The sequence below is a fragment of the Actinomadura sp. KC06 genome (assembly GCF_004348735.1).
Classification (GTDB): domain Bacteria; phylum Actinomycetota; class Actinomycetes; order Streptosporangiales; family Streptosporangiaceae; genus Spirillospora.
On sequence record NZ_SMKT01000005.1, the window covers coordinates 1 to 25,551 of the forward strand.

Consider the following 25,551-nt stretch of genomic DNA (forward strand, 5'->3'; position numbering starts at 1 on the left):
CCCGGCAACCCCCGCCGGTACCCGGACCGGCGAGCGTCGGCTGGGGAGCTTCTTCGATTGTGCGTGAGCGGCCATCGCCGTGGCGATGCTCACACCGGGCGGGAATGTATGACGTGGCACACTGGTTGCCAAGCATGAACGCGTGCTCCGGGGTCGGTGAAATTCCGAACCGGCGGTGACAGTCCGCGACCCGGCCGAAGCCATCGGCCGGTTGACCTGGTGGAACTCCAGGACCGACGGTGAAAGTCCGGATGGGAGGCAGCGCGCGGCACGTCCCTGCCCAGGGGCGTGCGCCGGCGTATCGACGTCCCCCGGAGCCTGAACTAGGAGGCCCGGGAGATGTTCACAGGCATCGTCGAGGAACTCGGCGAGATCGTGCAGATCGAGCCGTCGGAGGGCTCGGTCGCGCTCACGGTCCGTGGCGCGCTCGTCACGCAGGACGCCGCGCACGGCGCGTCGATCGCCGTCAACGGCGTCTGTCTCACCGTCGTGGACGTCAAGGACGAGGTCTTCACCGCCGACGTCATCAAGGAGACCCTCGACAAGTCGAGCCTGGGGGCGCTGACGCCCGGCTCCAAGGTCAACCTGGAACGGCCCGTCCGCCTCTCCGACCGGCTCGGCGGGCATCTCGTCCAGGGCCACGTGGACGGCGTCGGCGAGATCATCTCCCGCGAGCCGGGGGAGCGGTGGGACGTCGTCACCGTCTCCCTGCCGCCCGAGCTGGGACGTTACGTCGTGGACAAGGGCTCGATCACCGTCGACGGCATCAGCCTCACCGTCGTCGAGGCCGCAGCCGACCGGTTCAGCGTCGCGCTCATCCCGACCACGCTCGCGCTCACCACGCTCGGCCACAAGAAGCCGGGCGACCCGGTGAACCTCGAAGTGGACGTCGTCGCCAAATACGTCGAACGCATGCTGGGCGACCGGCGATGAACTGGCTCGGCGCCGGATTCGAGGTTTTCGGCGAGCACATCCTCTGGACCGACCTCACCGGCAACGTCCTCTCGCTCGCCGTGGTGTGGCTCGCCATGCGCAAGACCCTCTGGACGTGGCCGGTGCAGCTCGCCGGTGCCTCACTTCTGCTCGCCGCGTCGCTGCATGCGCACGTCCCAGGGAACGCTCTAAAACAAGTGCTCTTCTGCGGGCTCGCCGTCTACGGGTGGGCCATGTGGACTCGTGGACGGCGAGAAGCCCACGGGCTGATCGTCCGGCAGGCGACGCTCAAGGAACGCGCCATTCTGGCCGGTGCGCTCCTGGTCGGCACGGCGGTGGTCGCGCAACTGTTCATGCATCTGGAGTGGCTGAAGATCGCCTGGTCGCCGTGGGCGAACGCCTACATCTTCGTCGGCAGCGCGGTGGCGACCTTCGCGCAGAGCCGCGCGCTCGTCGACTTCTGGGTCGTCTGGGTGCTGGTCGACCTGGTCGGGGTGCCGCTGGCGCTCAAGTCCGGGCTGTACGTCTCCGGCGCCGTCTACGGGATCTTCTTCGTGATGGTGCTGGTCGGGTTCAGGAACTGGCTCCGGGAGTCCCGGGCCGTGCAGGGGGCGGCGGGCCCCAGAGAGAAGGCGGTGACCGCATCATGAGCGGTAAGGACGGCGACGGGATCTTCGACTCCATCGAATCGGCCGTGGCCGACATCGCGGCGGGGCTTCCCGTCGTGGTCGTCGACGACGAGGACCGCGAGAACGAGGGCGACATCATCTTCGCGGCGGCCAAGGCGACGCCCGAGCTGCTGACGTTCACGATCCGCTACACCAGCGGCGTCATCTGCGTCCCGATGGAGGGCGCCGAGCTCGACCGGCTGCAGATCCCCCTGATGACGGCGCAGAACACCGAGCGCATGCGCACCGCGTACACGATCAGCGTGGACGCGCGGCTCGGCGTCACCACCGGCATCTCCGCCGCCGACCGGGCCCGGACGATCAAGACGCTGTGCGACTCGGCGTCAGAGCCGCGCGACCTCGTCCGTCCGGGGCACATCTTCCCGCTGCGCTACCACGAGGGCGGGGTGCTGCGCAGGCGCGGGCACACCGAGGCCGCCGTCGACCTCGCCAGGCTGGCCGGGCTCGCCCCGGCGGGCGTCCTCGCCGAAGTGGTGAACGAGGACGGCACCATGGCGCGCCTGCCGGAACTCCAGATCTTCGCCAAGGAGCACGGGCTCAAGCTCATCTCCATCGAACAGCTCGCCGAACACCGCAGGCGCCACGAGGCGATGGTCACCCGCGTTGTCGAGACCCGCCTGCCCAACAGGTACGGGACGTGGCGCGCGATCGGCTTCTCCAGCGCCATCGACGGCGGCGAGCACGTCGCGCTGGTCCTCGGGGAGATCGGCGACGGCGAGGACGTCCTGGTCAGGGCCCATTCGGAATGCCTCACCGGCGACGTCCTGCACTCCGACCGCTGCGACTGCGGCACCCAGCTCGACGCCGCCATGGAGCGCATCGCGGAAGAGGGACGCGGCGTCGTCCTGTACCTGCGCGGGCACGAGGGACGCGGCATCGGCCTGCTCGCCAAGCTGCAGGCGTACGCGCTGCAGGACAACGGGTCCGACACCGTCGACGCCAACCTGGAGCTGGGGCTCCCCGCCGACGCGCGCGAGTACTCCAACGCCGCGCACATGCTGCGCGACCTCGGCGTACGCTCGGTCCGGGTGCTGACCAACAACCCGGACAAGCTCAAGGGCCTGGACGGGTTCGGCGTGGACGTGCGGGGACGCGAGTCCATGCCCGTCGTCGTCACCGAGCACAACCGGCGCTATCTGACGGTCAAGCGGGACCGTCTCGGACACCAGATCGAGGGACTCTGATGAGCGGCGCGGGACGCCCCGAGGACATCACCGTCGACGCCGCCGGCGTCACGCTCGGCATCGTCTGCACCCGCTGGCACGAGCCGATCACCGACCGGCTCCTGGAGCGGGCGCTCGCGGCGGCGAAGGCGTGCGGCGTCGACCAGCCCGTCGTCGCCCGCGTCGCCGGCGCGCTGGAACTGCCCGTGATCGCCCAGCAGCTCGCCCGCGACCTGGACGCGGTCGTCTGCCTCGGCGCGGTCATCCGGGGCGCGACCGCCCATTTCGACTACGTGTGCGACTCCGTGACCGCCGGTGTGACCCGCGTCGCGCTCGACGAGTCGACTCCGGTGGGCAACGGGGTCCTCACGTGTGACACCATTGAACAGGCGATGGAACGCAGCGGGCTGCCCGGCAGCCCCGAGGACAAGGGATGGGAGGCGACTGTGGCCGCACTCGACACGGCACTGACCCTGCGAGGTCTGCGGCATCACGGTCACGCCGGGCACGGCCTGGAGCATATGTAGGGGTCTCAGGGGCCTTCGTCCCTGACCGGCTCGCACTCGGCTCTTGATCGTCCCGGGTTTTCACTCTCGTCCCATCGAAAGGCATATTCCGTGCTGTCACTCGTCCTGCCCAAGGGGTCGCTGGAGAAGGCGACCATGCAGCTGTTCGACGCCGCGGACCTCACCGTCCAGCGGACGTCGGACCGCGACTACCGCGCGTCCATCGACGACCCGCGGATCGAGCGCGTCCGGGTGCTGCGGCCGCAGGAGATCCCGACCTACCTCGAACAGGGCCTGTTCGACCTCGGCATCACCGGCCGCGACTGGATCACCGAGACCGACGCCGACGTGGTCAGCCTCGGCGAGCTGAAGTACTCCAAGGCGACGTCCAACCCCGTCCGCGTGATCATGGCGGTGCCGGACGGCGCGCCCTGGCAGAAGGTGTCCGACCTGCCGGAGGGCGTCCGGATCTCCACCGAGTTCCCCGCGATGACGCGGCGGTTCCTGGAGAAGCACGGCGTCAAGGCGACGGTCGTCCCGTCCTACGGTGCGACCGAGGCGAAGGTCCCCGACATCGTGGACGCGATCGTCGACCTCACCGAGACCGGCTCGTCGCTGCGCAAGAACGGCCTGCGCATCCTCGACACGCTCCTGACCAGCTACACCGAGCTGGTCGCCAACCGCGACGCCTACGAGAACCCCGAGAAGCGCGCCGCGATGGAGGACATCTCGCTGCTTCTCCAGGGCGCGATCCGCGCGCGCGGCAACGTCCTGCTGAAGCTGAACGTCGCGCAGGCCGACCTGCAGAAGGTCCTGGACATCATGCCCTCGATGTCGTCGCCGACCGTCACCTCGCTGGCGGGCGGAGAGTCGAACGCGGTGGAGTCGGTGGTCGCCAAGCGCGGCGTGAACACGCTGATCCCGGCGCTCAAGGCCGCCGGCGCTCACGACATCCTCGAAATCCCGATCTCGAAGATCGTTGACTGAGCCTCCGGCGCTGCCGACCGTGTGGCGTCCCCGCACCACCCGGATCGTCGCCTACCTCACGGCGGGCGTGATCATGCTCGGCCTGATCGCGCTCGCCGTGGTGGTGGCGCCCCAGTTCAAGACGTTCGACCGCGTCCTGATCGTCGGGTTCGGCGCCTTCATGGCCTGGATCCTGCACATGCTGGCCCGCTGCCGCGTCGCGGCCGACGAGTCGGGCCTCACGGTCGTCAACGCGTTCCGCACCCGCCGCCTCGAATGGCCCGAGGTCGTGGACGTCTCCATGACGACCGGCGACCCGTGGCCCACCCTCGACCTGGCGGACGGCACGTCCCTCAGCGCGATGGGCATCAACGGCGCCGAGAAGACCCTCGCCGCCCGCCAGCTCGCCGAACTCCAGTCCCTCCTCCACACCCGAGGCGAGGCCCCCGACCCCCGCTGACGGCGGGCGGCTCAGAGGGCGGTGATGAGGGTGAGGGTGCCGGCGGTGATGAGGGCGGCGGCCCAGAGGCGGTCGAGGTTGAACCAGGCGCGGCGCAGGACGGTCAGGCCGACGATCTCGTAGACGACGACGGCGATCGCGCCCGCGACGGCGAACATCGACAGGGTGTGCACGGCGGTGACGAACACGCCCGTCGAGACCGCGCTGCCGGACGCCGACGCCAGCCCGTGGTCGTGGCCCGCCGGAGCCGTCCCGGACGAGGTCAGCACGGGCAGCAGCATCAGGCCCGCGCCGTGCGCCGACGACATCAGGAACGACCACCCGGCGAGCTGCCACAGCGAGATCCGCATGCCGACCCAGCGGAAATGGCGCTTCGACAGCAGCCGCCACAGGCCGAACCCGGCCAGGACGGCGCCGCCGCCGATCGCGAGCGCCTGCGTCGCGACGACGGAGCGGGTGAGCGCGACGAGGATCGCGACCGCCCCGACGGACGCGGCGTGGCCCGCGGCGATGGCCGGGAGCGACTGCAGCACGAGGGTCCGGCTGCGCTCCTGGAAGCCGCGGGCCACGGCGAACAGCCAGCCCATGGCGGGGTTGACGCCGTGGAACGCGCCGAGCGCCACGAGGGCGGCGAGGGATCCTTCGGTCACGGGTCAGGGGTAGCAGTAGGAATCGGAGGAGGCGTCGCCGCCTTGCAGGCGCGTCTGGTGCGGGCGGAGCCCGCGGAACGCTTCGCCGTTCGGGAAGAAGCGCCGGTCGAAGGTGAAAGCGTCGGGAGTGGAGTCGAGTTTCGCCATCCACGCGCCGACCCCGTCGGGGAAGAACTGGTCGTCCCAGGAGCCGTAGAGCGAGTTGGTGATGTAGACGCGTTCTCCGTCGCGGCTTACCTCCACCATCTGCGGGCCGCCTGCGAGGGGCCGGTCAGGATCGGCGGGATGGGGTGTCCTGTTGACGATGCCGCCGATGCGGACGGAGCCTGCCTCTACCGGGTTGAACGGGTCGCTGACGTTGTAGCGCTTCAGCTCGCCGGTGCCCCAGCACGACACGTACAGCCACTGGTCGTCGACGGAGAGGTCGATGTCGGTGATGAGTGGCGGGACTGCGCCGAAGGGCTGGATGACTGGGGGAAGGGATGAGGCGTCTGCGGGCTCTGCAGGAATGGTGATGACCTTCTTGGCCGCCCAGGCGTCGCCGTCGTGGTGCCAGAGCCAGACGGACGCCGACAAGTCCTCGACGTTGACGACCACTCCCGCGAACCCGTACAGCTTGGTCGGATCGTGCGCGGGACGCAGTTCCAGCACCATCTGGTGTTCGTCGCCCAGGTCCACGGTCTGGACGTGCTTGCGCTTGCGCAGGTCGAAGAAGTTCAGCGAGTGCCCGTACTTGCGGCCGAGGAGCAGTTCGGCGACGACGCCGTCCTCCACCATGGACGGCGTGCCCCACTCGGACGTGACGAGGACGTCGTGCGCGATGTGCCACCAGGCGTCGTAGGCGAAGTACTGCGGTCCGCGGTCGACCTCCCAGCGGCCGAGCACGTCGAAGGAGGTGTGGTCGAGGAGGGCGATGCCGCCGGGCCCGTCCTCGCCGTTCGCGCCGCCGAGCGCCGTCAAGTACAAGCCCTCGGGCCCGCAGTGGACGGTGTGCGGACGCGAATACCCGGCACGTTTGGCCAGCTCGTCCGGCTCAAGAACCTTGACGATCTTCGGTGCGACAGGGTCGTCCTTGGTGTCGATGACGTACACCCGCGACGACCGCAGCCCCGGGACGATCAGGTAGCGGCGTTCGACGTGTGGATGCGGCGACCCGGGGCACAAGGCGCTGCTGCACGCGTTCCATCCGAAATGGTGCAGCTCGTCGCCGAGGAAGGGCAGGTCCGTCCAGCCGACGACGGAGCCGTAGGAGGCGGAGCCCGGGTCGACGTCCAGCACGGCGATCGCGTCCGGTTTCGCGGCGGTCCGGTCGAACGCGGCCACGTAGGCGAGCTTCTCGGCCGGCGCGGACGCGGCGTCGCGCGGGGAGGCGTAGAAGGTCGGGTCTGGCGTCCACAAAGCCATGATCGTCCTTTCAGATGACGGTGACCGGGTGCCGTACCACGGCGCCGAAGAGGTAGCCGAGCGTGTTGTGGGGGACGGTCGCGGGCTGGGTCGCGCCGGTCTCGTCGGTGGCGCGCGCAAGCAGCTCGTACGATCCCGGGCGCTGGGGCCGCCAGGGGAACTCCCAGCGCGTCCATCCGCGCGGGTCCGGGCGGCGGTCGCGGAGGCGGGCGGCGCGCCAGGTCGCGCCGCCGTCCGCGCTGACCTCGACCCGCCGGATCCGGCCGCCGCCCGACCAGGACCGGCCGCGCAGGGCGAGCGGCCGCGCCGCGGGCAGCGTCGCGTCCCAGGGCAGCTCGAACGCGGACTTGACGTTCATCGTGGTCAGCGGGGCCGACCCGTCCGGCGGGTACTCGGGGCCGAAGAGCCGGTAGTAGCGGGTGTTCCAGGGTGAGAACAGCGGCTCGTCCGCCACCTGGATGTCGCCGAGCCATTTCACGGACGCGATGCCGACCCACGACGGCACGGCCAGGCGGACCGGATGGCCGTGGTCGGGCGGCAGGGGCGCGCCGTTCATGCGGTAGGCGAGCAGGACGTCCTTCATCGCCTTCGCGACGGGGAGGGGGCGCCGCACGCGGCCGAGGTTCTCGCCCTTGTCCACGTAGTCAGCGTCCAGTCCGCGCGGCATGATGTCCACGGCCTCGCGGGTTATACCTGCGCGCCTCAGCACCGTCGACAGCCGGACGCCGTGCCACCGCGCCACGCCCACCGCGCCCAGCCTCCACGGGGTGCCCGAGGCCCCCTGCCCCTGCTGGGACGCGAAGAAGCCGCGCCCGTTGCCCGTGCACTCGATGGACGCCGTGAGGGTCTCGGCGGGGAGGCCGAGCAGGTCTTCGTAGGTGAGCTCGATCGGACGGTCTTCGGTCGGGCGCCCGGCCAGGCCGGTGCCCCACAGTTTGAGGCGCCAGGTGCGCGGGTCGATGAGCGGCGTGGCGGTGTGGTTGCGGACAAAGAACCGGTCGGCGGGCGTCAGGTAGCCCTGCCGGTGCATGGCCTCCCAGCGCATCTCGGCGTTGGTCCCGTGCTGGATGAACAGCTCCGGCGGGAGCGGCTTGACGATCCCGCCGGAAGCGGTGCCCGCCCGTGCGGCGCCGGCCCGCGCGGCGGTCGCCGCCGCCGCGGGAGGGCCGAGCGCGGTCAGCAGGCCGCCGCCGAGCCCGGCGGTCAGTCCCGCGCCGGCGGAGAGGCGCAGCAGCGCGCGCCGGGAGGGGGAGCGGAGGCGTTCGTAGGTCGCTTCGTCGGTCAGGTCGGGGTCGTCCCGGTCACCGGTTCGCATGGCTCCGATGCTGCTCAGCGACCGTCGGAAAGTCAACTTTCCATACCGATTTACTTGGATTAATGCGGGGATGTCCGGGCATGTGCGTCGTCCGTCCGGCTGAGTAGCCTGAGACCCGTGGGGAGACGGCGGCGATGACCCTGGACCTGGTCGGATCGCCCGCGGAGCTCGCGGGCCTGCTCGACAGGCACGCCTACCTGTGCGACGACGGGCTCGCGACCGCGTGCTTCCTCGCGCTGCGCATGGGGCGGCCGCTGTTCCTGGAGGGCGAGGCCGGCGTCGGCAAGACCGAGCTGGCCAAGACGCTCGCGCGGGCGCTCGGCGCGCCGCTGATCCGGCTGCAGTGCTACGAGGGGCTGGACGCGTCCCAGGCCCTGTACGACTGGGACTTCCCGCGCCAGCTCCTGCACCTGCGCGCCGCCGAGGCCGCGGGCGTCGGCGATGTCGCACGGCTGGAGGGCGAGCTGTACGACCGGCGCTTCCTGCTGGCCAGGCCGCTGCTCCAGGCGCTGGAGACGTCGCCCTGCGTCCTGCTCGTGGACGAATTGGACCGTGCCGACGACGAGTTCGAGGCGTTCCTCCTGGAGGTCCTCAGCGACTTCACGATCACGGTCCCGGAGCTGGGGACGATCAGCGCGGAGCGCCCGCCGGTCGTCGTGGTCACGTCCAACCGCACCCGCGAGGTCCACGACGCGCTGAAGCGGCGCTGCCTGTACCACTGGCTGGAGCACCCGTCGTTCGACCGCGAGGTCGCGATCATCAGGCGGCGGCTGCCGGGCGCGGCGGAGCGGCTCGCCGCCCAGGTCGCGCGGGCCGCGCAGCGGATGCGCGAGACCGGCCTGCTGAAACCGCCCGGCGTGGCGGAGACCCTCGACTGGACGGAGGCGCTCGTCGCGCTCGGCGTCCGCGACCTGGACCCGGCGGCCGCGGCGGTGACGCTCGGCGCGGTCCTCAAGTACCGCGAGGACCAGCAGCGCGTGCTCGGCGGGGGCCTGGAGGCCCTGCTCAACGGTGGCGGCGGGGGGTGAGCCGGACGTGGAGCGGGACGTCACCGAGACGATGGTCGGGTTCGCCAGGACGCTGCGCGCGGCGGGCGGCGCCGCCGATCCCGAGCGGGTGCAGGCGATGCTGGCGGCGCTCGACCATCTCGACGTCCTCGACCCGTCCGACGTGTACTGGGCCGGACGCCTGACGATGTGCGCCGACCCCGACGACCTCGCCCGCTACGACCGGTGCTTCGCCGCGTACTTCTCCGGAGCGACGGCCCGTCCGGGGCGCAGGCCGCCGCCGCCCGTGGTCGTCCGCCGGACGACGATGCCCGACCCGGGCACGGCCGACGGCGGTGAGCGGAACGACGGGCTGAAGGCGGCGACCGCCAGCGCCGTCGAGGTGCTGCGCGACCGGGACATGGCGCGGCTGACGGCCGCCGAGCGCGCCGAGGTCGCCCGCCTCATCGCGGCGCTTGACGCGGGCGCCGAGCGGCGCAGGTCGCGCAGGTTCGCGCCCGCGCCCACCGGACGGCTCGACCCCGCGCGGACCATCCGGGAGACGCTGCGCCGCGGCGGCGAGACGTCCCTGCTGAAACGCCGGACGCACCGCACCCGCCCCCGCCGCGTCGTGCTGATCGTGGACGTCAGCGGATCGATGAGCCCGTACGCCGACGCCCTGCTGCGCTTCGCCCACGCCCTGTCGATTTCCAGCGGGGCACGCTCCGGCGGGCGCGGCGTGGAGGTGTTCAGCGCCGGGACGCGCCTGACCCGCCTCACCCGCGAGCTGCGGCACCGCGACGCGGACGCGGCGATGGCGGCGGCGTCCGCGGCGATCCCGGACTGGAGCGGCGGCACCCGGCTCGGCGAGGAGCTCAAGGAGTTCCTCGACCGGTTCGGGCAGCGCGGCCTGGCCCGCGGCGCGGTCGTGGTGATCGCCTCGGACGGCTGGGAGCGCGGCGACGCCGGCCTGCTCGGCGAGCAGATGGCGCGGCTGCACCGGCTGGCGCACCGGGTGGTGTGGGCGAACCCGCATAAGGCGCGTCCCGGGTACGAGCCGCTGACGGCGGGGATGGCGGCGGCGCTGCCGCACGTCGACGACTTCACGTCCGGGCACAGCCTCGCGGCGCTGGAAGAGCTGGCCCGCCTCGTCGGCGGCGGCTCAGGGAAGGGGAGCGCACATGCGTGACGTGCTGGACGACATCGCCCGCTGGTACGCGTCCGGGGAGACGTTCGGGCTCGCGACCGTCGTGAACACCTTCCGCAGCGCGCCGCGCCCGCCGGGCGCGGCGATGGCGGTGTCGGCCTCCGGCGAGGTGGCGGGCAGCGTGTCCGGCGGCTGTGTCGAGGGCGCCGTCTACGAGCTGGCGCAGTCGGTGATGGAGAGCGGCGAGCCCGTCGTCCAGCGGTACGGGGTGAGCGACGACGACGCGTTCGCGGTCGGCCTGACCTGCGGCGGGATCCTCGACGTGCTCGTGGAGCCGGTCGGCCGGGCGACGTTCCCCGAGTTCGCGGGCGTGGCCGCGTCCATCGGGGCGCGCGAGCCGGTCGCGGTCGCCACCGTCGTCGCGGGGCCGGGGACGATCGGCGCGCGCCGCGTGATCTGGGCCGACCGCGCGTCCGGGTCGCTCGCGCCGGACGCGCCCCACGCCGCCCGCCTCGACGCCGCCGTCGACGACGACGCGCGCGGCATGCTCGCGCAGGGCCTCACCGGCCAGCGCCACTACGGCCGCGAGGGGGAGCGGCGGCTGGACGAGCTGGCCGTCTTCGTCCACTCGTTCGCGCCGCCGCCCCGCCTGCTGGTGTTCGGCGCGATCGACTTCGCCGCCGCCGTGGCCCGGATCGGCAAGTTCCTCGGCTACCACGTGACCGTGTGCGACGCGCGCCCCGTGTTCGCGACGCCCAAGCGGTTCCCGGAGGCGGACGAGGTCGTGGTCAAGTGGCCGCACAAGTACCTGCAGGAGACGGGCGCCGACGTCGACGCGCGGACGGCGATCTGCGTCCTGACCCACGACCCCAAGTTCGACGTGCCGCTGCTGGAGGTGGCGCTGCGCACCGATGCCGGGTACGTCGGCGCGATGGGGTCGCGCCGCACCCACGACGACCGCCTCGCCCGGCTCCGGGAGGCGGGCCTGTCCGAGACCGAGCTGGCGCGGCTGCGCTCGCCGATCGGGCTGGACCTCGGCGCCCGCACGCCGGAGGAGACCGCGGTGTCGATCGCGGCGGAGCTCGTCCAGCTCCGATGGGGCGGGTCGGGGCGCCCGCTCACCGACACCACCGGCAGGATCCACGCCGACGCGCCCTGACCGCACTACCCTCGCGGAATGACTCTGCACGGTGCGGAACCGCCGGCGGGCCTGCTGCTCGCGGCCGGAGAGGGCAGCCGGCTCGGACGGCCCAAGGCGACGCTCGAACTGGACGGTGAGCGCCTCGTCGACCGCGGCGTCCGGATGCTGCGGGACGCGGGCTGCTCACCGGCCATCGTCGTGGTGGGGGCCGAGCCGGTCGAGGTGATCGGCGCGGTCGTCGTCCCGAACCCGCGGTGGCGGGACGGCATGGGCTCCTCGCTGCGCGCCGGGCTCGCCGCGCTGCCGCCCGCCTGCCCCGCCGCCGTCGTCGCGCTCGTCGACCAGCCGCTGATCACCGCCGCCGCGGTCGGACGCCTGATCGCCGCCTACGAGGCCGGCGCCGAGATCGCCATCGCGACGTACGGGGGAGAGCGGCGCAATCCCGTCCTGCTGCGGGCGGCGCATTTCGGCGCCGCGGCCGAGGCGGCGGTCGGCGACACGGGCGCGCGCGACTTCCTGCGCGCCCATCCCGACCTGGTCACGCCCGTCCCGTGCGACGATGTCGCAGCGCCCGACGACATCGACACACCCGACGACCTGACCGCGCTCAGGCGCCGCGGGCACGAGCCCGGGTGACGGCGCGCCCGCGGGCGGACGGGGTCAGGACGCGGGAAGGACGCTCTCGTCCAGGGCGCCGCAGTCGACGGCGCGGCGGAGCCGGGAGGTCAGCGCCTTGATGGTGGCGGGCTCGTCCAGGACGCCGCTCGCCTCGCCCGACGCCTGCTCGTGCCACGCGCGGACCCGTCCGATGACGTCGTCGACGCCGCTCAGGTGGAACGCGTACACGGCCGCGTACCGGCTCGGCAGGTGCGCGGGATGCAGGTCCCAGCCCTGGTAGAAGCCGTGCGAGAGCGAATGCCTGACGTGCGCCGCGTGCGTCGCCCAGGCCGCGTTGACCTCGTCGGGGCCGTCGTTGCGCGGGATGACGTTGGTGGAGCCGTCCGACAGCCGCACGCCGGTGCCCGCGAACGACACCTGCATGACGTGCCGGGCGAAGTCGCAGGCGGGATGGTCGAGGCGCTGCTCGTGCGGCGGCAGCCCCAGCGCGGCCGTGTAGTCGTAGACGCCGAAGTGCGCGGCGGTGAGGCGGCCCGCGGCGGCGGTCGCGATGGCGCGCAGCCCGGTCCGGCCGTCGCCGTCCAGGATCGCGTCGGGCGTCTCGATCTGCACCTCGAACCGCAGGATGCCTGACGGCAGCCCGAGCGCCGTCTCCAGCCGGTCCAGCCACTCGGCGAACAGGGCGACGTGCTCGGCCGCGACGACCTTCGGGAACGTGATCGTGAACCCGCCGGGCAGCCGGCCGAGCCGGTCGCGCAGCGCGGTGAGGAACCCGTCGAGCGTCCGCATCGAGCGCTCGTGCCCGCCGTCGGCGAACGACTTCACCCGCACGCCCCAGTAGTGGGGGAGGCCCTTGACCTGGTACGCGGCGGCGACGGCCTCGACCACCTGCTCGATGTGGCCGTCCTCCTCGGCGTCGGGGCGCACGCCGTAGCCGTCCTCGAAGTCGATCCGCACGTCCTCGACCGGCTCGGCGGAAAGCTTCGCCGCGACCCGCTCGCGGACCAGCCCGGCGATCTCCGGGTCGAGCCCGAACGCCGCGCCGAACGACCCGGCGCCCGGCGTGTGCGTGTTCAGCAGCCGCAGCGCCTCCGCGCCGAAGTCGGCGGGGGTCGAGCGGGAGAACCGGTCGGCCGGGACGTACACCGTGTGCACCGGCTGGCGGCCGTCGGCGCCGCCGGGCCGGCGCTCGCCGTGCTCGTCGCGGACGGCGGCGATGCGATCGGACAGGTCGTCGTACGAGGAGACGCTGAGATTCACTCCGATATGATCCCTCACCCCGCGCCCGCTAGGGAACCAGGGCCGCTTAGGTGACCGCCTGGATTCCCCAGGTTCCGGTGAACTCGGTGCCCGGTTCGAGGTGCCGCAGGCCCTCGCCGGACGCGAACGCGTTCGGCGGGCACGTCATCGGCTCGACGCCTAGCCCTTCGCGAGGGTTCGGGGCGTTGTCGGCGGTGTAGATCTCCATCCATGGGTGTGACTCGTCCGCCCAGAGCCCCACCGTGCGGGCGGCGCTAGCGAGGGTCACCCAGGCGCGGCCCTCGCCGTCGCGGTTCAGGCCGGTGAACGCGTTGTCGATGCGCCGGTCGCTGAGCAGCGGGCCCTTGCGCAGGTCGTACTTCGTGCCGGTGACGTCGAGGGACGGCCCGGACGGGATCATCCGCTCGTCCACCGGCAGGTAGCGGTCGGCGCCGAGCGTGACCGAGCAGGAGTCGATCGGCTCCCCGGCCGTGAGGTACGGGTGCGCGCCGTGGCCGTACGGGGCCGTCACCGTGCCCGCGTTCCGTGCCGTGATCCGGACGTGCAGGCCGTCCGCCTCATTCAGGACGTACTCGGCTTCCAGGTCGAGGCGGAACGGGTAACCCGCCGTACCGAGGAGCCGGTGGGTCAGCCGCACCCGGTCGGGCCGCTGCTCGGCGGCCCGCCACGGCGCCCACCGGACGAGCCCGTGGATCGCGCAGTCCCGCTCCGGCTCGGACACGTCGAGCTGATGCGCCGCGCCGCCGTACGCGTAGCGGCCCCGGTCGACGCGGTTCGGCCACGGGATCAGCAGCTGCCCGAACGCGGCCGGCGCCGGTTCGTCGGCGCCGTAGGTCAGGATCAGCGGCCGTCCGTCGTGCGTCAGCTCGCGCAGGCCCGCGCCCGCCTCGGTGACGACGGCCTGGTACGGGCCCGCGCTCAGCGCGTACTGCTCCCCGGTGATCAGCTCGCTCATGGCGGCACGCTACCCCCGCACGCAGGGGTTACGCGGTCTCCGCGAGGGCGTGCAGGGCGTCGGCGAACACGTTCGCCGGCGGCTCGACGAGCCCGGCGCCGACCTGGCCCGTCCCGGCCTCGCGTCCGGCGATGCCGGTGTCGATGACCGGCAGGATCCCGGTGCGGACGACGCGGGTCACGTCCACGCCGACGGGGGTGCCGCGGAACGACAGCAGCGGGATCTGCAGCGCGGGATGCTCGGCGAGGGTGATCTCGTACATCCGCTGGGTCGCGGCGATCGCGTCCGGGACCTCGCCGCCGACGAACCGGACGATCGCGGGCGCGGCGGCGAGCGCGAACCCGCCCATCCCGGCCGTCTCGGTGATCGCCGAGTCGCCGATGTCGGGGTTGGCGTCGTCCGGGCCGTAATCGCCCAGGTAGAGGCCGTCGGGGACGCCCGCGGGGCCGGTGAACCAGCGGTCGCCCGTCCCCGACACCTGGACGCCGAAGTCCGTGCCGTTGCGGGCCATCGCCACGACCAGGCTGGACCCGGGGACGTTCCGCGCCGCGTCCGCGCACACCTTCGCCGCGGCCATCCCCGCGTTCAGGAAGAAATGGTCGTTGCCCGCCGCGAACCGCAGCGCCTCGGCGGCCCGGCCGCGCGGCACGTCCTCGGCGGCGAGCAGGCCGGGCGCCAGCTCGCGCAGCAGCAGCGACGTCGCCGCCCGGTTCCGGTTGTGCAGCTCGTCGCCCATCTGCAGCGCCTGCGCCATGACCGACATCAGGTCGAGCGGACCGTGGCGGCGGACGGCCGCCTGCAGCGCGGGCCCGAGCACCTCGCCCATCCACGTCAGCCGGTCGATCACCTCCGGCCCGTACGCCCCGTACCGCAGCACCTTCCCGAGGCCCTCGTTGAGCGAGCAGTACGCGGTGCCGCCGTGCTCGGCGTCCTCCACGACCAGCATCCACATGGACCGGCTGACGACGCCCGCCATCGGCCCGACCGCGGCGTAGTGGTGGCACGGTTCGAGCGTCGCCGCGCCGCGCTCCAGCGCGTGCTCGGCGCCGAGCGGCGTCTCCGCGAGCCCTTCGAGGAGCATCGCGCCGATGAGCGCGCCGCGCATCGGACCGGACGCGCGCTCCCATTCCAGCGGCGGGCCCGCGTGCAGGAACGTCGCCTCGTCCAGGCCGAGGACCTCGCGGGCGGGACGTACGTCCACCAGATGCGGGCGGGACGAGACCATCCGCTGCACGGCGCGGGCGTTGGCGTCCGCGTGGCCGGGGTCGCCGAGCACCGCCGCGAGCGCCGCCTCCGTCCCGGCGGGCGGCGGCCGCCAGCCGACCCTCTCCACCGGGACGGCCTGCTCCGCGAGCGCGTCCGCGAGGACCTCCACCCCGGTCGCGACCACCCGGGGGTCGCGGGCGAGGAGACCGCCGAGCGGGTGCCGCTGGTCGGTCATCAGCGCACCTTGCGGGGGGACGACCCCCCGCACCCCCCGGTTCGCTGCGCTCATCCTGACATCCCTTCGACCATCGATAGAGCGTGCCGGGCGGCCTGCGCGTTGGACGCGAACACGTCCGCGCCCGCCTCGCACAGGGCCGCCGCCTGCCGGTCGCGGTCCTGCGGGTCGGCGGGCGTCCCGCACAGCGACACGACGACGCCCAGGTCGGGACGGTCCCGCACCGCGTCCGCGATCGCCGGGGCGAGGGAGGCGGCCGGGTCGGGCTCCGCGCCGTGGCCGAGCACCACGTCCAGCAGCAGGACGCCGCAGCCGGCGTCGCCCGCCTCCGCCCGGACGGCCTCCAGCCGCAGCGCCGGGTCGATCATCGGGTGGGCGCGGCCCCGCGTGTAGGCGTCGTCGCCGAAGTCGGTGAAGCGGTGGCCGCCCGCCGCGTCCGCGCCCCGCGCCGCCAGATCCCAGCCGAGCGCGTCGCGCGCGATCGACTCGGCCTCGTCGCGGAGCGTCCCGCCGGCGAACAGCCCGCGCAGCGCCCGCCCCGCCACCGGCGCCGGACGCCGCGCCGCCTTCCAGCGGGGCCACTCGGGAACCGTCCGGCGCAGCGCCTTCAAGGTCTTCTCCGCCGCCGCCGTCAGGTCGTCCTCGCCCGCGGCCGGGAGCGCGAACACGACCGGGGTGTCGAGGCGGCGGGCCGCCTCCCGGATCAGGTCCGCGACCTGCGGCGCGGGCGGCTTGGACACCAGCACGATCAGCTCGGTGGCCGGGTCGGCGTCGAGCGCCGCCAGCGCCGCCAGCGCCGACCGGCCGCTGACCTCGGGCGACAGGTCCCGCCCGCCGACGCCGAGGACGTGGCTGACGCCGACGTCCGCCTCGTCCAGCAGGCACATCAGCTGCTGCGCGCCCGTCCCGGACGCCGCGACCATGCCGACCGGGCCCGGACGGACGGCGTTCGCGAACCCGAGCCCCGCGCCGCCGATCACCGCCGTCCCGCAGTCGGGCCCCATCACGATCAGCCCGCGGCGGGCGGCGGCCTCCTTCAGCAGGATCTCCTGGGCGAGCGGCACGTTGTCGCTGAAGATCATGACGTTGAGGCCGGCGTCCAGCGCGTCCATGGCCTCGGGGAACACGTGCGGGCCCGGCACCGACAGCAGCGCCACGGTCGCGTCCGCGCGGGCGGCGGCGGACGCGGTCGTCCGCGGCGGCGCCATCGTGCCCGGCACTCCCGTATCGGCCGGGCGGGATGCCTCGCGGAGCAGCCCGTCCAGCGCGTCCCGCGCCCGGTCGAGCGCCTCGCTCTCCGCCCGGACGGCCACCACCAGGTCGTCCGGTCCGGTGTCCGCCGGGACGCCGAAGCCCATCCGCGCCAGCATCTCGCGGTTCAACTCGGTGCCCATCGCCACCATCGCTGCAGCCACGTCCGGCCGCTCAGACAGCGAACGGCTGACCCGCATCAGCGTGACCGAATCGTGGTAGCTCCCAGGGCGCACCTCGACCCAATCGCTCATGCGGACCTCCGGTGGGGGGCGACCCCCCACACCCCCCGGTTCGCTTCGCTCATGCGGTGACCCTGGAAGCTTGACGCACAGCACTCAGGGCGAGGGCGGCGCGGCAGCCCGCGAGGATGCCCTGGGCGAGGTCCGCGCCGGACGTGTGGCCCACCGCCAGCAGGCGCCGGACGGCCTGGCCGGTCACCAGCGCGTCCTGCGGCTCGTGGCCCGCGACGCAGCGCAGCACCGCCGCGACCTCCGCGCCCGCGCCGCCCGCCGCCGCGCAGTGCAGCAGCGTCGCGGCCAGCGCGGTCGTGCGGGTGCCGGCGTCGGCGGTGACCGCCGCGCCTAGCCAGTCCGCGAGCCATACGGCCGTCCGGCCGTGCCGGAGGGCGTCGCCGACGCTGCGCAGCGACACCAGCAGGCCGCACAGGATGTCGTCGCCGCTCGGCGTCAGGCCGGGGCCGAGCCCCACGATCCGCTCCGCCGCCTCCACCGCGCCCGCGAGGTCGCCCTCGGCACAGCATTCGGCGAGCGCGGCCGGGTCCGGATGGTCGCCGAGGCCGCCGCCCGCCGTCCCCGCGCCGGTCAGCATCCCGGCGTCGGCCAGCTCGGCCTCCAGGCACCGGACGCCGTAGGCGAGCGCGGACGCCTGCACCGGCCCGAGCACCGGCGCCGGGTCCCACCAGCGGCGGACGCGCACGTGCAGCGGACCAGCCTCCACCCGCCCGTCGCCGACCCACGCATCGCCGCCTTCCCGGATCGACCGGAAGGGCTGCTCCTTGCGCGTCGCCACGACGACCACCGAGTTCGGCAGCCGGTGCGCGTCGGACGTGACGACCGCGAGCACCCGCGGCTCCGGGCCGCCCCGCATCTCCAGGTACAGCGCCGCCGGGAACACGGCGATGACCCGCGCCGCGCGGCGCGGCGGATCGAGCAGCGGCCGCAGCGCCAGGCTCGCGGCGCCGGCGGCGGGCGGCCGCCGTCCGGGCCGGGCCGGAAGCGGGATCGGGTCGCGGACGAGTGCGGTCACGGAACCTCCCGAGGCCGGCGTCGGTCGCCGTCCGGCCTGCGGACGGCCCGGCCTCTGCCGAGACGGTAGAACGGCCCCCGCACCGGACGTATGGAGAAAGCTGCCAAGGATGCTTGTCATCGTTCGTCTTAGTTGTCAGTGTTGATCAGGAAGCGGTAGCGATCACGCCGTAACGGGCGATGTACGCACCAAATAGCGAGGTGACCCCTGGCATGAGCTACACCACCACAGCGGACCCGGGCCCACCGGCCCTGCGGCTCGCGAGCACCGGAACACTGACCTATGGCCTGTCGGTCGGAGAGGTCCTCGGCGTCAGCACCCTGAACGGCGCCCGCCTCATCGCCGGACGGGCCGGTCTCGAACGGATCGTCCAGCGTCTCAACGTGATGGAGGTCCCCGACATCCTGTCGTGGGTGAAGCCGAACGAGCTCCTCCTCACCACCGGCTACCCCCTGCGCAACACTCCCCAGTCGCTCGACAACCTGGTCTCCGACCTGGACGAGCGCGGACTCGCGGCCCTCGCCATCAAACTCGGCCGCTACCTGGACTCGCTCCCCGCCGAAATGATCGCGCAGGCCGACCGCCGCGGCTTCCCCCTGATCCTGCTCCCCAACGACGTCGGCTTCGACGACATCCTGAACCAGGTCCTGACCGACATCCTGAACCGGCAGGCGTCCGTACTCGCCCGCACCGAGGAGGTCCACCGCGCGCTCGTGCAGATCGTGCTGTGCGGCGGCGGCCTCCAGGAGGTCGTCGACGAGGTCGCGACGCTGCTGGACGTCGCCGTCGTCGTCGTGGACGGCGAGCAGCGCGTCCTCGCCGGCGCCGGCCCGGACGAGCACGTCCAGGCCATGCGGGCGTTCGACGCGGGCCGGCACGCGGCCTGCGGGCGCGGCGGCTGCGGCATCATCGGCGCGCACGGCACCGGCGACCACCTGGTCGTGCCGGTGATGGCGGGCGGCTTCGACCACGGCCGGATCATCGCGTTCAGCCCCGGCGGCACGCTGCGCGGCACCGACCTCGGCATCCTGGAGCGGGCCGCGACCGTCGCCGCGCTCGTGGTGACGAAGCAGCAGGCCGTCGCCGCCGTCGAGAGCAAGTACCGGGCCGACTTCCTGCGCGACATCCTCGCCGGACGCGCCGGCGACGATGACAGGGTCATCGCGCACTGCGCCGGCTTCGGCTGGGACCTCGACCGTCCCGTGATGGTCGTCGTCGCCGAGCTCGACGGCCGCCCGCGCGGCAACCCGTCCGCCCCCGAGACGGACGGGAAGGCCCGCGGCAAGGGCGCCGAGCCCGAGGCCGGCACCCGCGGCGGCGGCCGCGGCGTGGAGGAGCGGTCCGCGCAGGAACGCCTCGCCGCCGCGTGGACGACGGCGGTCCGGCGGCACGACCGCGGCGCCGCCGTCGCGAGCTTCGCGCACGAGGTCGTCGCGGTGATCGGCGCGGACGGCGGCGATCCCGCCGAGCTGACCGCCGGGCCCGTCCAGGCGATGCTCAAGGAGGCGTCGTCGATCTTCGCCGAGCACCTGCCGGTGCGCCGGACGTTCTCCACCGGCGTCAGCCGGACGGTGACGTCCCCGGCCGCGCTGCCCGAGGCCTACGAGCAGGCCGTCAAGGCCGTGCGGGTCGGGCGGCAGCTGAACGGCGCGAGCGCGCGGGCGCACTTCGACCAGCTCGGCGTGTACCGGCTGCTGAGCCTCGTGTCCGACCCGGAGGAGCTGCACGCGTTCGTCCGGGAGACGCTCGGCGACCTGGCCTCCGACGACGAGCCGGAGCTGGTCGACCTGCGCCGCACCCTGCAGGTGCTGCTGGAGACCAACCTCAACGTCGCCGAGACCGCCCGCCGCCTCCACTTCCACTACAACACGCTGCGGTACCGCATCGGGAAACTGGAGCGGATGCTCGGAGCGTTCACGGAGGACGCCCATCTCCGTCTCAACCTCACCCTCGCCCTTCACGTGCTGCGCATGCGCGGTATCTGAGAGTAACTGAGGGTAGTGACCCCGCCTCGGTGATCTTTCGGTGACGCGCCGCTCCTGCCGAACCGGCGCGTGGGCTTTGGCAGATGTCGCCGATGCCCGCCGACCGGGGTAGATCTACCGTGCCCGCATGAACGCGGACGGTTGAGCGGGGAGGGGCCTCGATGGTGTTCGGCTGGAAGCTGCACGGGGACGGGCGCACCCCGCCGCCCGGCGAGGTCGTCAGACCGGACGAGCGGCTGTCGTGGCCGCGCACCGCCGGGATCGGCGCCCAGCACGTGGTGGCGATGTTCGGCGCGACGTTCGTGTTCCCCGTCGTGATGGGCTTGGACCCGAACCTGGCGATCATGATGTCCGGGATCGCGACGATCCTGTTCCTGTTGATCGTCGGCGGCCGGGTGCCGAGCTACCTCGGCACCAGCGCGTCGTTCGTCGGCGCGGTCGCCGCGATCCGCGCGGCGGGCGGCGACAGCGCGACGGTGACCGGCGCGATCCTCGTCGCGGGCGCCGTGCTGGCGGCGGTCGGCCTGCTCATCCACTTCGTCGGCGGCGACGTCATCCACCGGGTGTTCCCGCCGGTGGTGACCGGCGCCGTCGTGATGCTGATCGGGTTCAACCTGGCGCCGGTGGTCGCGACCGTCTACTGGCCGCAGGACCAGTGGGTCGCGCTGGCGACGCTGGGCTTCGCGGTGCTCTGCGCGGTGCTGCTGCGCGGGTTCTGGGCGCGGATCGCGGTGCTGCTTGCGCTGGTGTTCGGGTTCCTGCTGTCGTGGCTTCTCGACAACACCGTCGGGACGATCACGTCAGTTCTCCCCGGCCAGAATCTTCTGGACGCGTCCGGCAAGCCCTGCGCGACCGAAGGCACGTACTGCGTCGCGACCGCGTTCCCGCATGACCGGGTCAACTTCTCCAGCGTGGACGCGGCCGACTGGTTCGGGTTCCCCAGCCTGCACGGCCCCGACTTCAAGACCTCGGCGATCCTGCTGGCGCTGCCGGCGGTCATCGCGCTGATCGCGGAGAACACCGGGCACGTCAAGGCCGTCGCCGCGATGACCGGCGACGACCTCGACCCCGTCCTCGGCCGGGCCATCACCGCCGACGGCGTCGGCACGGCGCTCGCCTCCGCGGTCGGGGGCTCCCCGACCACCACCTACGCCGAGAACATCGGCGTCATGGCCGCCACCCGGATCTACTCGACCGCCGCCTACTACGTCGCCGCCGCCGTCGCGATCCTGTTCGGGCTGTGCCCCAAGTTCGGCGCGCTGGTCGCCGCGACGCCCGGCGGCGTCCTCGGCGGCATCACCGTCGTGCTGTACGGGATGATCGGGCTGCTCGGCGCGAAGATCTGGATCGAGAGCCGGGTGGACTTCGCCGATCCGGTCAACCTCGTCCCCGTCGCGGCGGGCATCATCCTCGCGATCGGGAACGTGACACTGGACATCACCGACGACTTCCCGCTGCAGGGCATCGCGCTCGGGACGATCGCCGTCCTCGTCGGCTACCACGTCCTGAACGCGGTCCGCGGACCGAGCGGCCAGGGCGGCGGCGTCATCGCGCCCACCGACCGGGCGGCGGGATGAAGCCGCCGCCGTTCGGCTACCGCGCCCCGGCCACCGTTCGCGAGGCGCTGGACGCGCTGGACGCGGAGCCGTCCGGCAAGGTCCTGGCGGGCGGGCAGAGCCTCATCCCGCTGCTGAACATGCGGCTGGCCGCGCCGCCGGAACTGGTCGACATCAACCGCGTCGCCGAACTCGACACCCTGCACGTGGGGGACGACGGCGTCCGGGCCGGCGCGCTCGCCCGGCACGCGCGGGTGGAACGCTCACCGGAGGCCGCGGCCGTCCAGCCGCTGCTCGGGCAGGCGCTCCGGCACGTCGCGCATCCCGTCATCCGCAACCGCGGCACGGTCGTCGGGAGCCTCGTGCACGCCGATCCGGCCGCCGAGCTGCCCGCCGTCCTGGCCCTCCTCGGCGGGACGGTCGAGGCCGCGTCCGCGCGCGGGCGCCGCACCATCCCCGCCGAGGAGTTCTTCCTCGGGCCGATGGAATCGGCGCTGGAACCCGGCGAGCTGGCCGTCTCGGCGTTCTTCCCGGCCGCGCCGCCCCGCACCGGCACCGCGTTCACGGAGACGGCGCGGCGGCACGGCGACTACGCGCTCGCGGGCGTCGCCGCCGTCGTCACCCTGGACGAGGACCTGCGCGTCTCCGCGGCCCGCGCCGGGTACCTCGGGATCTCCGCGACGCCGCTCGTCCTCGACCTGACCGGCGCCGCCGGGCCGCACGGCGACTGGACGGCCGCGGCCGCGCACGTCCGCGAGCGGATCGACCCGGAGACCGACATCCACGCGGGCGCCGCCTACCGGCGGCACCTGACCGGCGTGCTCACCGAGCGCGCGTTCAAGTCCGCGGCGGCCCGAGCACTGTGGAAAGACGGGGCGCTGCGGAAGGCGGGGGACTGACATGAAGGCGGGGGAGTGACGTGGAGGAGAGCTTCGAGGTCGGGCTGACCGTCAACGGGACGCACCGCACCGCCCGCGTCCCGGCGCGCCGGCTGCTGTCGGACCTGCTCCGGCACGACCTCGGGCTCACCGGCACGCACGTCGGCTGCGAGCACGGCGTCTGCGGCTGCTGCACCGTCCTGCTGGACGGGGCACCGGTGCGGTCGTGCCTGATGCTCGCCGTCACCGCCTCCGGCCACGAGATCACCACCGTGGAGGGCCTCGCCGGCGAGGACGGGACGCCGTCGCCGGTGCAGCGCGCGTTCCGCGAATGCCACGGCCTGCAATGCGGTTTCTGCACGCCCGGGTTCCTCTGCACGGTGACGGCGCTGCTGCGCGAGACGCCGCGCCCGACCGAAGACCAGGTCCTTGAGGGCATCTCCGGGAACCTGTGCCGCTGCACCGGCTACCAGAACATCGTCAAATCGGTGCACCGCGCCGCCGACATTCTGGCTCTGTCCGCCGATGAAGGGGAGTCGTAGATGGGGACGCGGGTGTTCGGCGAGCCGGTCAAGCGCCGCGAGGACGCGCGCCTCCTCACCGGCCGCGGCCGCTACCTCGACGACCTGGGACGGGACGCGCTCGCGGCGGCGTTCGTCCGGTCGCCGCACGCGCATGCCCGGATCACCGACATCGACGTGGCCGGCGCCCTGGACGTCGACGGCCTCGTCGCCGTCTACACCTGGGAGGACCTTCCCGGACGGGTCGGCGAGCCGCTGCCGCTGCTGATCCCGCACCCCGCGCTCACGCACGGCCGCACCGGGTATCCGCTGGCGCGCGACGTCGTCCGGCACGTCGGAGAGCCCGTGGTGATGGTCGTCGCCCGCGACCGGTACCTGGCCGAGGACGCCGCCGAACGCATCCGCGTGGAGTACGAGCCGCTCCCGCCCGTCGTCGGCATCGAGGCCGCGACGCGGGCGGAACACCTCGTCCACGACGACGTGCCGGGCAATGTCGGGGCGGTGCTCGTCCAGGAGAACGGGGACGCCGCCGCCGCGATCGCCGCCGCCCCGCACGTGCTGGAGTTCAGCCTCGCGATCGAGCGCAGCGCGTCCATGCCGCTGGAGGGACGCGGCGTCTACGCGCGGTGGGACGCCGACGACGGGTCGCTGCGCGTGTACTCGTCCACGCAGGCGTCCACGAGCGTCCGCGCCGCGATCGCCGCGCGGCTCGGGCTGCCGAACGGCAAGGTCGAGGTCGTCGCCCCGGACGTCGGCGGCGGGTTCGGCGTGAAGATCGTCCACCCGTGGCCGGAGGAGGTCCTCGTCCCGTGGGCCGCGCGGCTCCTCGACCGCGAGCTGAAATGGACCGAGGACCGCCGCGAGCACTTCGTGTCCGCCGCGCACGAGCGGGGGCAGCTCCAGGACGTCCGCGTCGGGTTCGACGACGCGGGCCGCATCCTCGGCCTGGACGTGAAGATCCGGCACGACCACGGCGCCTACACCCCGTACGGGATCATCATCCCGATCGTCACGTCCACGCAGCTCCTCGGCCCGTACAAGATCGGCGCCTACCGGGCGGAGGTCACGAGCCTCTACACCAACACGCTGATCGTCACCCCGTACCGGGGCGCGGGACGCCCGCAGGGCGTGTTCTGCATGGAGCGGACCATGGACCGCGTCGCCCGCCACCTCGGCCTCGACCGCGCCGACGTCCGCGCCGCGAACCTCATCCAGCCCGACGAGTTCCCCTACGACCAGGGCCTCACCTTCCAGGACGGCCGCCCGCTGATCTACGACTCGGGCGACTACCCGGAGCTGCTCCGCAAGGCGCGCGAGCTGATCGGCTGGGACGGCTTCGACGCCGAGCGCGCCGCCGCCGCGTCCCGGGGCCGCCGCCTCGGCATCGGCCTCGGCGTCTACGTGGAGGGGACGGGCGTCGGCCCGTACGAGGGCGGGCACGTCGAGATCGACACGGCCGGGCGGGTGCACGTCTCGACCGGGCTGACGTCGCAGGGCCAGGGCCACGAGACCGTGTTCGCGCAGATCGCGGCCGCGGAGCTGGGCGTCCCGATCGGGGACGTGCACGTCACGACGGGCGACACCCGCCGGTTCGGGTACGCGGTCGGGACGTTCGCGTCCCGCGCCGCCGTGATGAGCGGCAACGCGATCGCGCTGGCATGCCGGAAGGTCCGCGGCAAGGCGCTGCGGATCGCGGGCGAGGCGCTGGAGGCCGACCCGCGCGACCTGGAGATCACCGACGGGGTCGTGCACGTCAAGGGCGACCCGTCGGCGTCGGTGCCGCTGCGGACGGTCGCCGTCCTGTCGAACCCGCTGCGGTACGCGTTCGACCAGGAGGCTGCCGCGGCGACGCAGTTCGCGGTCGGCCGCCCCGTCACCGAGCCGCCCGTCGCGGCGGGGGACGAGCCGGGCCTGGAGGGGCGCGACTACTACTCGCCCGTCCGGTCCACGTTCGCCGCCGGGGCGCACGCCGCGATCGTGGAGGTCGACCCGGACACGGCGGAGATCGCGATCCTGCGGTACGCGGTCGTCCACGACTGCGGGCGGCTCATCAACCCGATGGTGGTGGAGGGGCAGATCCACGGCGGTGTCGCGCAGGGCATCGCCGGCGCGCTGTACGAGCGGATGGTGTACGACGAGTCGGGCCAGCTGCTGAACGCGTCGTTCATGGACTTCCTCATGCCGTACGCGACGGAGATCCCGCGCATCGAGACCGATCATCTGGAGACGCCGTCGCCGCTGAACCCGCTGGGCATCAAGGGCGCGGGGGAGGCGGGCGTCATCCCGGTGTCGGCGGTGATCGCCTCTGCGGTGGAGGACGCGGAGGGCGTCCGCGTGGACGCGATGCCGCTCTCCCCGGACACCCTCTACGAGCTGCGCGAACGGGCGGCGAACGACCCGACGTTGGTCGTCCGGGAAAACGCGAGGACGTTGTAGTGCTGGCGGGGTCGGCTCGGG

Annotated in this window: 23 protein-coding genes and 1 riboswitch; of the genes, 15 read left to right on the top strand and 8 right to left on the bottom strand. The window is 73.3% G+C overall.

The features are described from left to right. Positions 1-138 precede the first annotated feature (138 nt). A riboswitch (FMN riboswitch) is annotated at positions 139-269 on the top strand. Positions 270-339: 70 nt separating this feature from the next. The 6 genes from E1287_RS03005 (at position 340) to E1287_RS03030 (ending at position 4,717) form a co-directional block, all read left to right on the top strand. Further along, the gene (locus E1287_RS03005) at positions 340-933 is read left to right on the top strand and encodes a riboflavin synthase (protein WP_131963243.1); all 594 of its coding nucleotides are present in this window, start codon (positions 340-342) and stop codon (positions 931-933) included. Further along, complete coding sequence (gene pnuC, locus E1287_RS03010; RefSeq protein WP_131963244.1) at positions 930-1,583, top strand: nicotinamide riboside transporter PnuC; 654 nt, start codon at positions 930-932, stop codon at positions 1,581-1,583. The genes E1287_RS03005 and pnuC overlap by 4 nt, the downstream gene beginning before the upstream one ends. Beyond that, positions 1,580-2,806 (top strand): bifunctional 3,4-dihydroxy-2-butanone-4-phosphate synthase/GTP cyclohydrolase II, encoded by a 1,227-nt coding sequence (locus E1287_RS03015; RefSeq protein ID WP_131963245.1) that lies wholly within the window; start codon positions 1,580-1,582, stop codon positions 2,804-2,806. Before pnuC ends, E1287_RS03015 begins: the two co-directional genes overlap by 4 nt. Beyond that, positions 2,806-3,312, top strand: coding sequence for a 6,7-dimethyl-8-ribityllumazine synthase (gene ribH, locus E1287_RS03020; protein WP_131963246.1), 507 nt, complete (start codon positions 2,806-2,808; stop codon positions 3,310-3,312). Before E1287_RS03015 ends, ribH begins: the two co-directional genes overlap by 1 nt. Before the next feature lie 90 nt (positions 3,313-3,402). Continuing rightward, positions 3,403-4,278: an ATP phosphoribosyltransferase gene (gene hisG, locus E1287_RS03025; protein ID WP_131963247.1), complete on the top strand. Its 876-nt coding sequence runs from the start codon at positions 3,403-3,405 to the stop codon at positions 4,276-4,278. Further along, positions 4,271-4,717 (top strand): PH domain-containing protein, encoded by a 447-nt coding sequence (locus E1287_RS03030; RefSeq protein ID WP_347813945.1) that lies wholly within the window; start codon positions 4,271-4,273, stop codon positions 4,715-4,717. The genes hisG and E1287_RS03030 overlap by 8 nt, the downstream gene beginning before the upstream one ends. Before the next feature lie 11 nt (positions 4,718-4,728). Here the strand turns inward: E1287_RS03030 and E1287_RS03035 are convergent, their stop codons facing one another. Genes E1287_RS03035 through E1287_RS03045 form a run of 3 tightly spaced genes read right to left on the bottom strand, consistent with a single transcriptional unit; the run spans position 4,729 to position 8,086 of the window. Beyond that, positions 4,729-5,367: a hypothetical protein gene (locus E1287_RS03035; RefSeq protein WP_131963248.1), complete on the bottom strand. Its 639-nt coding sequence runs from the start codon at positions 5,365-5,367 to the stop codon at positions 4,729-4,731. Between the two features lie 3 nt (positions 5,368-5,370). Beyond that, positions 5,371-6,771, bottom strand: a complete 1,401-nt coding sequence (locus E1287_RS03040) for a selenium-binding protein SBP56-related protein (RefSeq protein WP_131963249.1) — start codon at positions 6,769-6,771, stop codon at positions 5,371-5,373. 10 nt (positions 6,772-6,781) lie between these two features. Next, positions 6,782-8,086, bottom strand: a complete 1,305-nt coding sequence (locus tag E1287_RS03045) for a sulfite oxidase (RefSeq protein WP_131963250.1) — start codon at positions 8,084-8,086, stop codon at positions 6,782-6,784. Positions 8,087-8,220: 134 nt separating this feature from the next. Here E1287_RS03045 and E1287_RS03050 point away from each other — a divergent pair, with 134 nt between their 5' ends. The 4 genes from E1287_RS03050 to E1287_RS03065 are packed head-to-tail and all read left to right on the top strand — an operon-like array spanning position 8,221 to position 11,996. Beyond that, a complete protein-coding gene (locus E1287_RS03050; RefSeq protein WP_131963251.1) occupies positions 8,221-9,114 on the top strand; it encodes a MoxR family ATPase in 894 nt (297 codons plus the stop codon). A 7-nt stretch (positions 9,115-9,121) separates the two neighbouring features. After that, positions 9,122-10,261: a VWA domain-containing protein gene (locus tag E1287_RS03055; RefSeq protein ID WP_347813946.1), complete on the top strand. Its 1,140-nt coding sequence runs from the start codon at positions 9,122-9,124 to the stop codon at positions 10,259-10,261. Continuing rightward, positions 10,254-11,378: an XdhC family protein gene (locus E1287_RS03060; RefSeq protein ID WP_131963252.1), complete on the top strand. Its 1,125-nt coding sequence runs from the start codon at positions 10,254-10,256 to the stop codon at positions 11,376-11,378. Before E1287_RS03055 ends, E1287_RS03060 begins: the two co-directional genes overlap by 8 nt. Positions 11,379-11,396: 18 nt before the next feature. Next, complete coding sequence (locus E1287_RS03065; RefSeq protein ID WP_131963253.1) at positions 11,397-11,996, top strand: nucleotidyltransferase family protein; 600 nt, start codon at positions 11,397-11,399, stop codon at positions 11,994-11,996. A 24-nt stretch (positions 11,997-12,020) separates the two neighbouring features. Here E1287_RS03065 and E1287_RS03070 read toward each other — a convergent pair whose 3' ends face one another. Genes E1287_RS03070 through E1287_RS03090 form a run of 5 tightly spaced genes read right to left on the bottom strand, consistent with a single transcriptional unit; the run spans position 12,021 to position 18,154 of the window. Next, the gene (locus E1287_RS03070; RefSeq protein WP_131963254.1) at positions 12,021-13,238 is read right to left on the bottom strand and encodes an aldolase; all 1,218 of its coding nucleotides are present in this window, start codon (positions 13,236-13,238) and stop codon (positions 12,021-12,023) included. A 46-nt stretch (positions 13,239-13,284) separates the two neighbouring features. Then, positions 13,285-14,193 carry an aldose 1-epimerase family protein gene (locus tag E1287_RS03075; protein ID WP_131963255.1) on the bottom strand — a complete coding sequence of 303 codons (909 nt, stop codon included), beginning with the start codon at positions 14,191-14,193 and terminating at the stop codon, positions 13,285-13,287. A gap of 28 nt (positions 14,194-14,221) precedes the next feature. After that, the gene (locus tag E1287_RS03080; protein WP_131963256.1) at positions 14,222-15,634 is read right to left on the bottom strand and encodes a DUF1116 domain-containing protein; all 1,413 of its coding nucleotides are present in this window, start codon (positions 15,632-15,634) and stop codon (positions 14,222-14,224) included. A 50-nt stretch (positions 15,635-15,684) separates the two neighbouring features. Beyond that, entirely contained in the window at positions 15,685-17,139 is a 1,455-nt protein-coding gene (locus tag E1287_RS46220; protein WP_131963257.1) for an FdrA family protein, read from the bottom strand. 49 nt (positions 17,140-17,188) lie between these two features. Continuing rightward, positions 17,189-18,154: a DUF2877 domain-containing protein gene (locus E1287_RS03090; protein WP_243718541.1), complete on the bottom strand. Its 966-nt coding sequence runs from the start codon at positions 18,152-18,154 to the stop codon at positions 17,189-17,191. A gap of 212 nt (positions 18,155-18,366) precedes the next feature. Between E1287_RS03090 and E1287_RS03095 the strand changes: the two genes are divergently transcribed. From E1287_RS03095 to cutA, 5 genes are all read left to right on the top strand, one after another. Further along, positions 18,367-20,139 (top strand): PucR family transcriptional regulator, encoded by a 1,773-nt coding sequence (locus E1287_RS03095; RefSeq protein WP_131963259.1) that lies wholly within the window; start codon positions 18,367-18,369, stop codon positions 20,137-20,139. 161 nt (positions 20,140-20,300) lie between these two features. Next, positions 20,301-21,716 (top strand): solute carrier family 23 protein, encoded by a 1,416-nt coding sequence (locus E1287_RS03100; protein ID WP_131963260.1) that lies wholly within the window; start codon positions 20,301-20,303, stop codon positions 21,714-21,716. Next, positions 21,713-22,594 carry an FAD binding domain-containing protein gene (locus tag E1287_RS03105; RefSeq protein WP_131963261.1) on the top strand — a complete coding sequence of 294 codons (882 nt, stop codon included), beginning with the start codon at positions 21,713-21,715 and terminating at the stop codon, positions 22,592-22,594. The genes E1287_RS03100 and E1287_RS03105 overlap by 4 nt, the downstream gene beginning before the upstream one ends. Before the next feature lie 20 nt (positions 22,595-22,614). After that, entirely contained in the window at positions 22,615-23,115 is a 501-nt protein-coding gene (locus E1287_RS03110; protein WP_131963262.1) for a (2Fe-2S)-binding protein, read from the top strand. Further along, positions 23,116-25,530, top strand: a complete 2,415-nt coding sequence (gene cutA / locus E1287_RS03115; protein WP_131963263.1) for an aerobic carbon-monoxide dehydrogenase large subunit — start codon at positions 23,116-23,118, stop codon at positions 25,528-25,530. Positions 25,531-25,551: the final 21 nt, after the last annotated feature.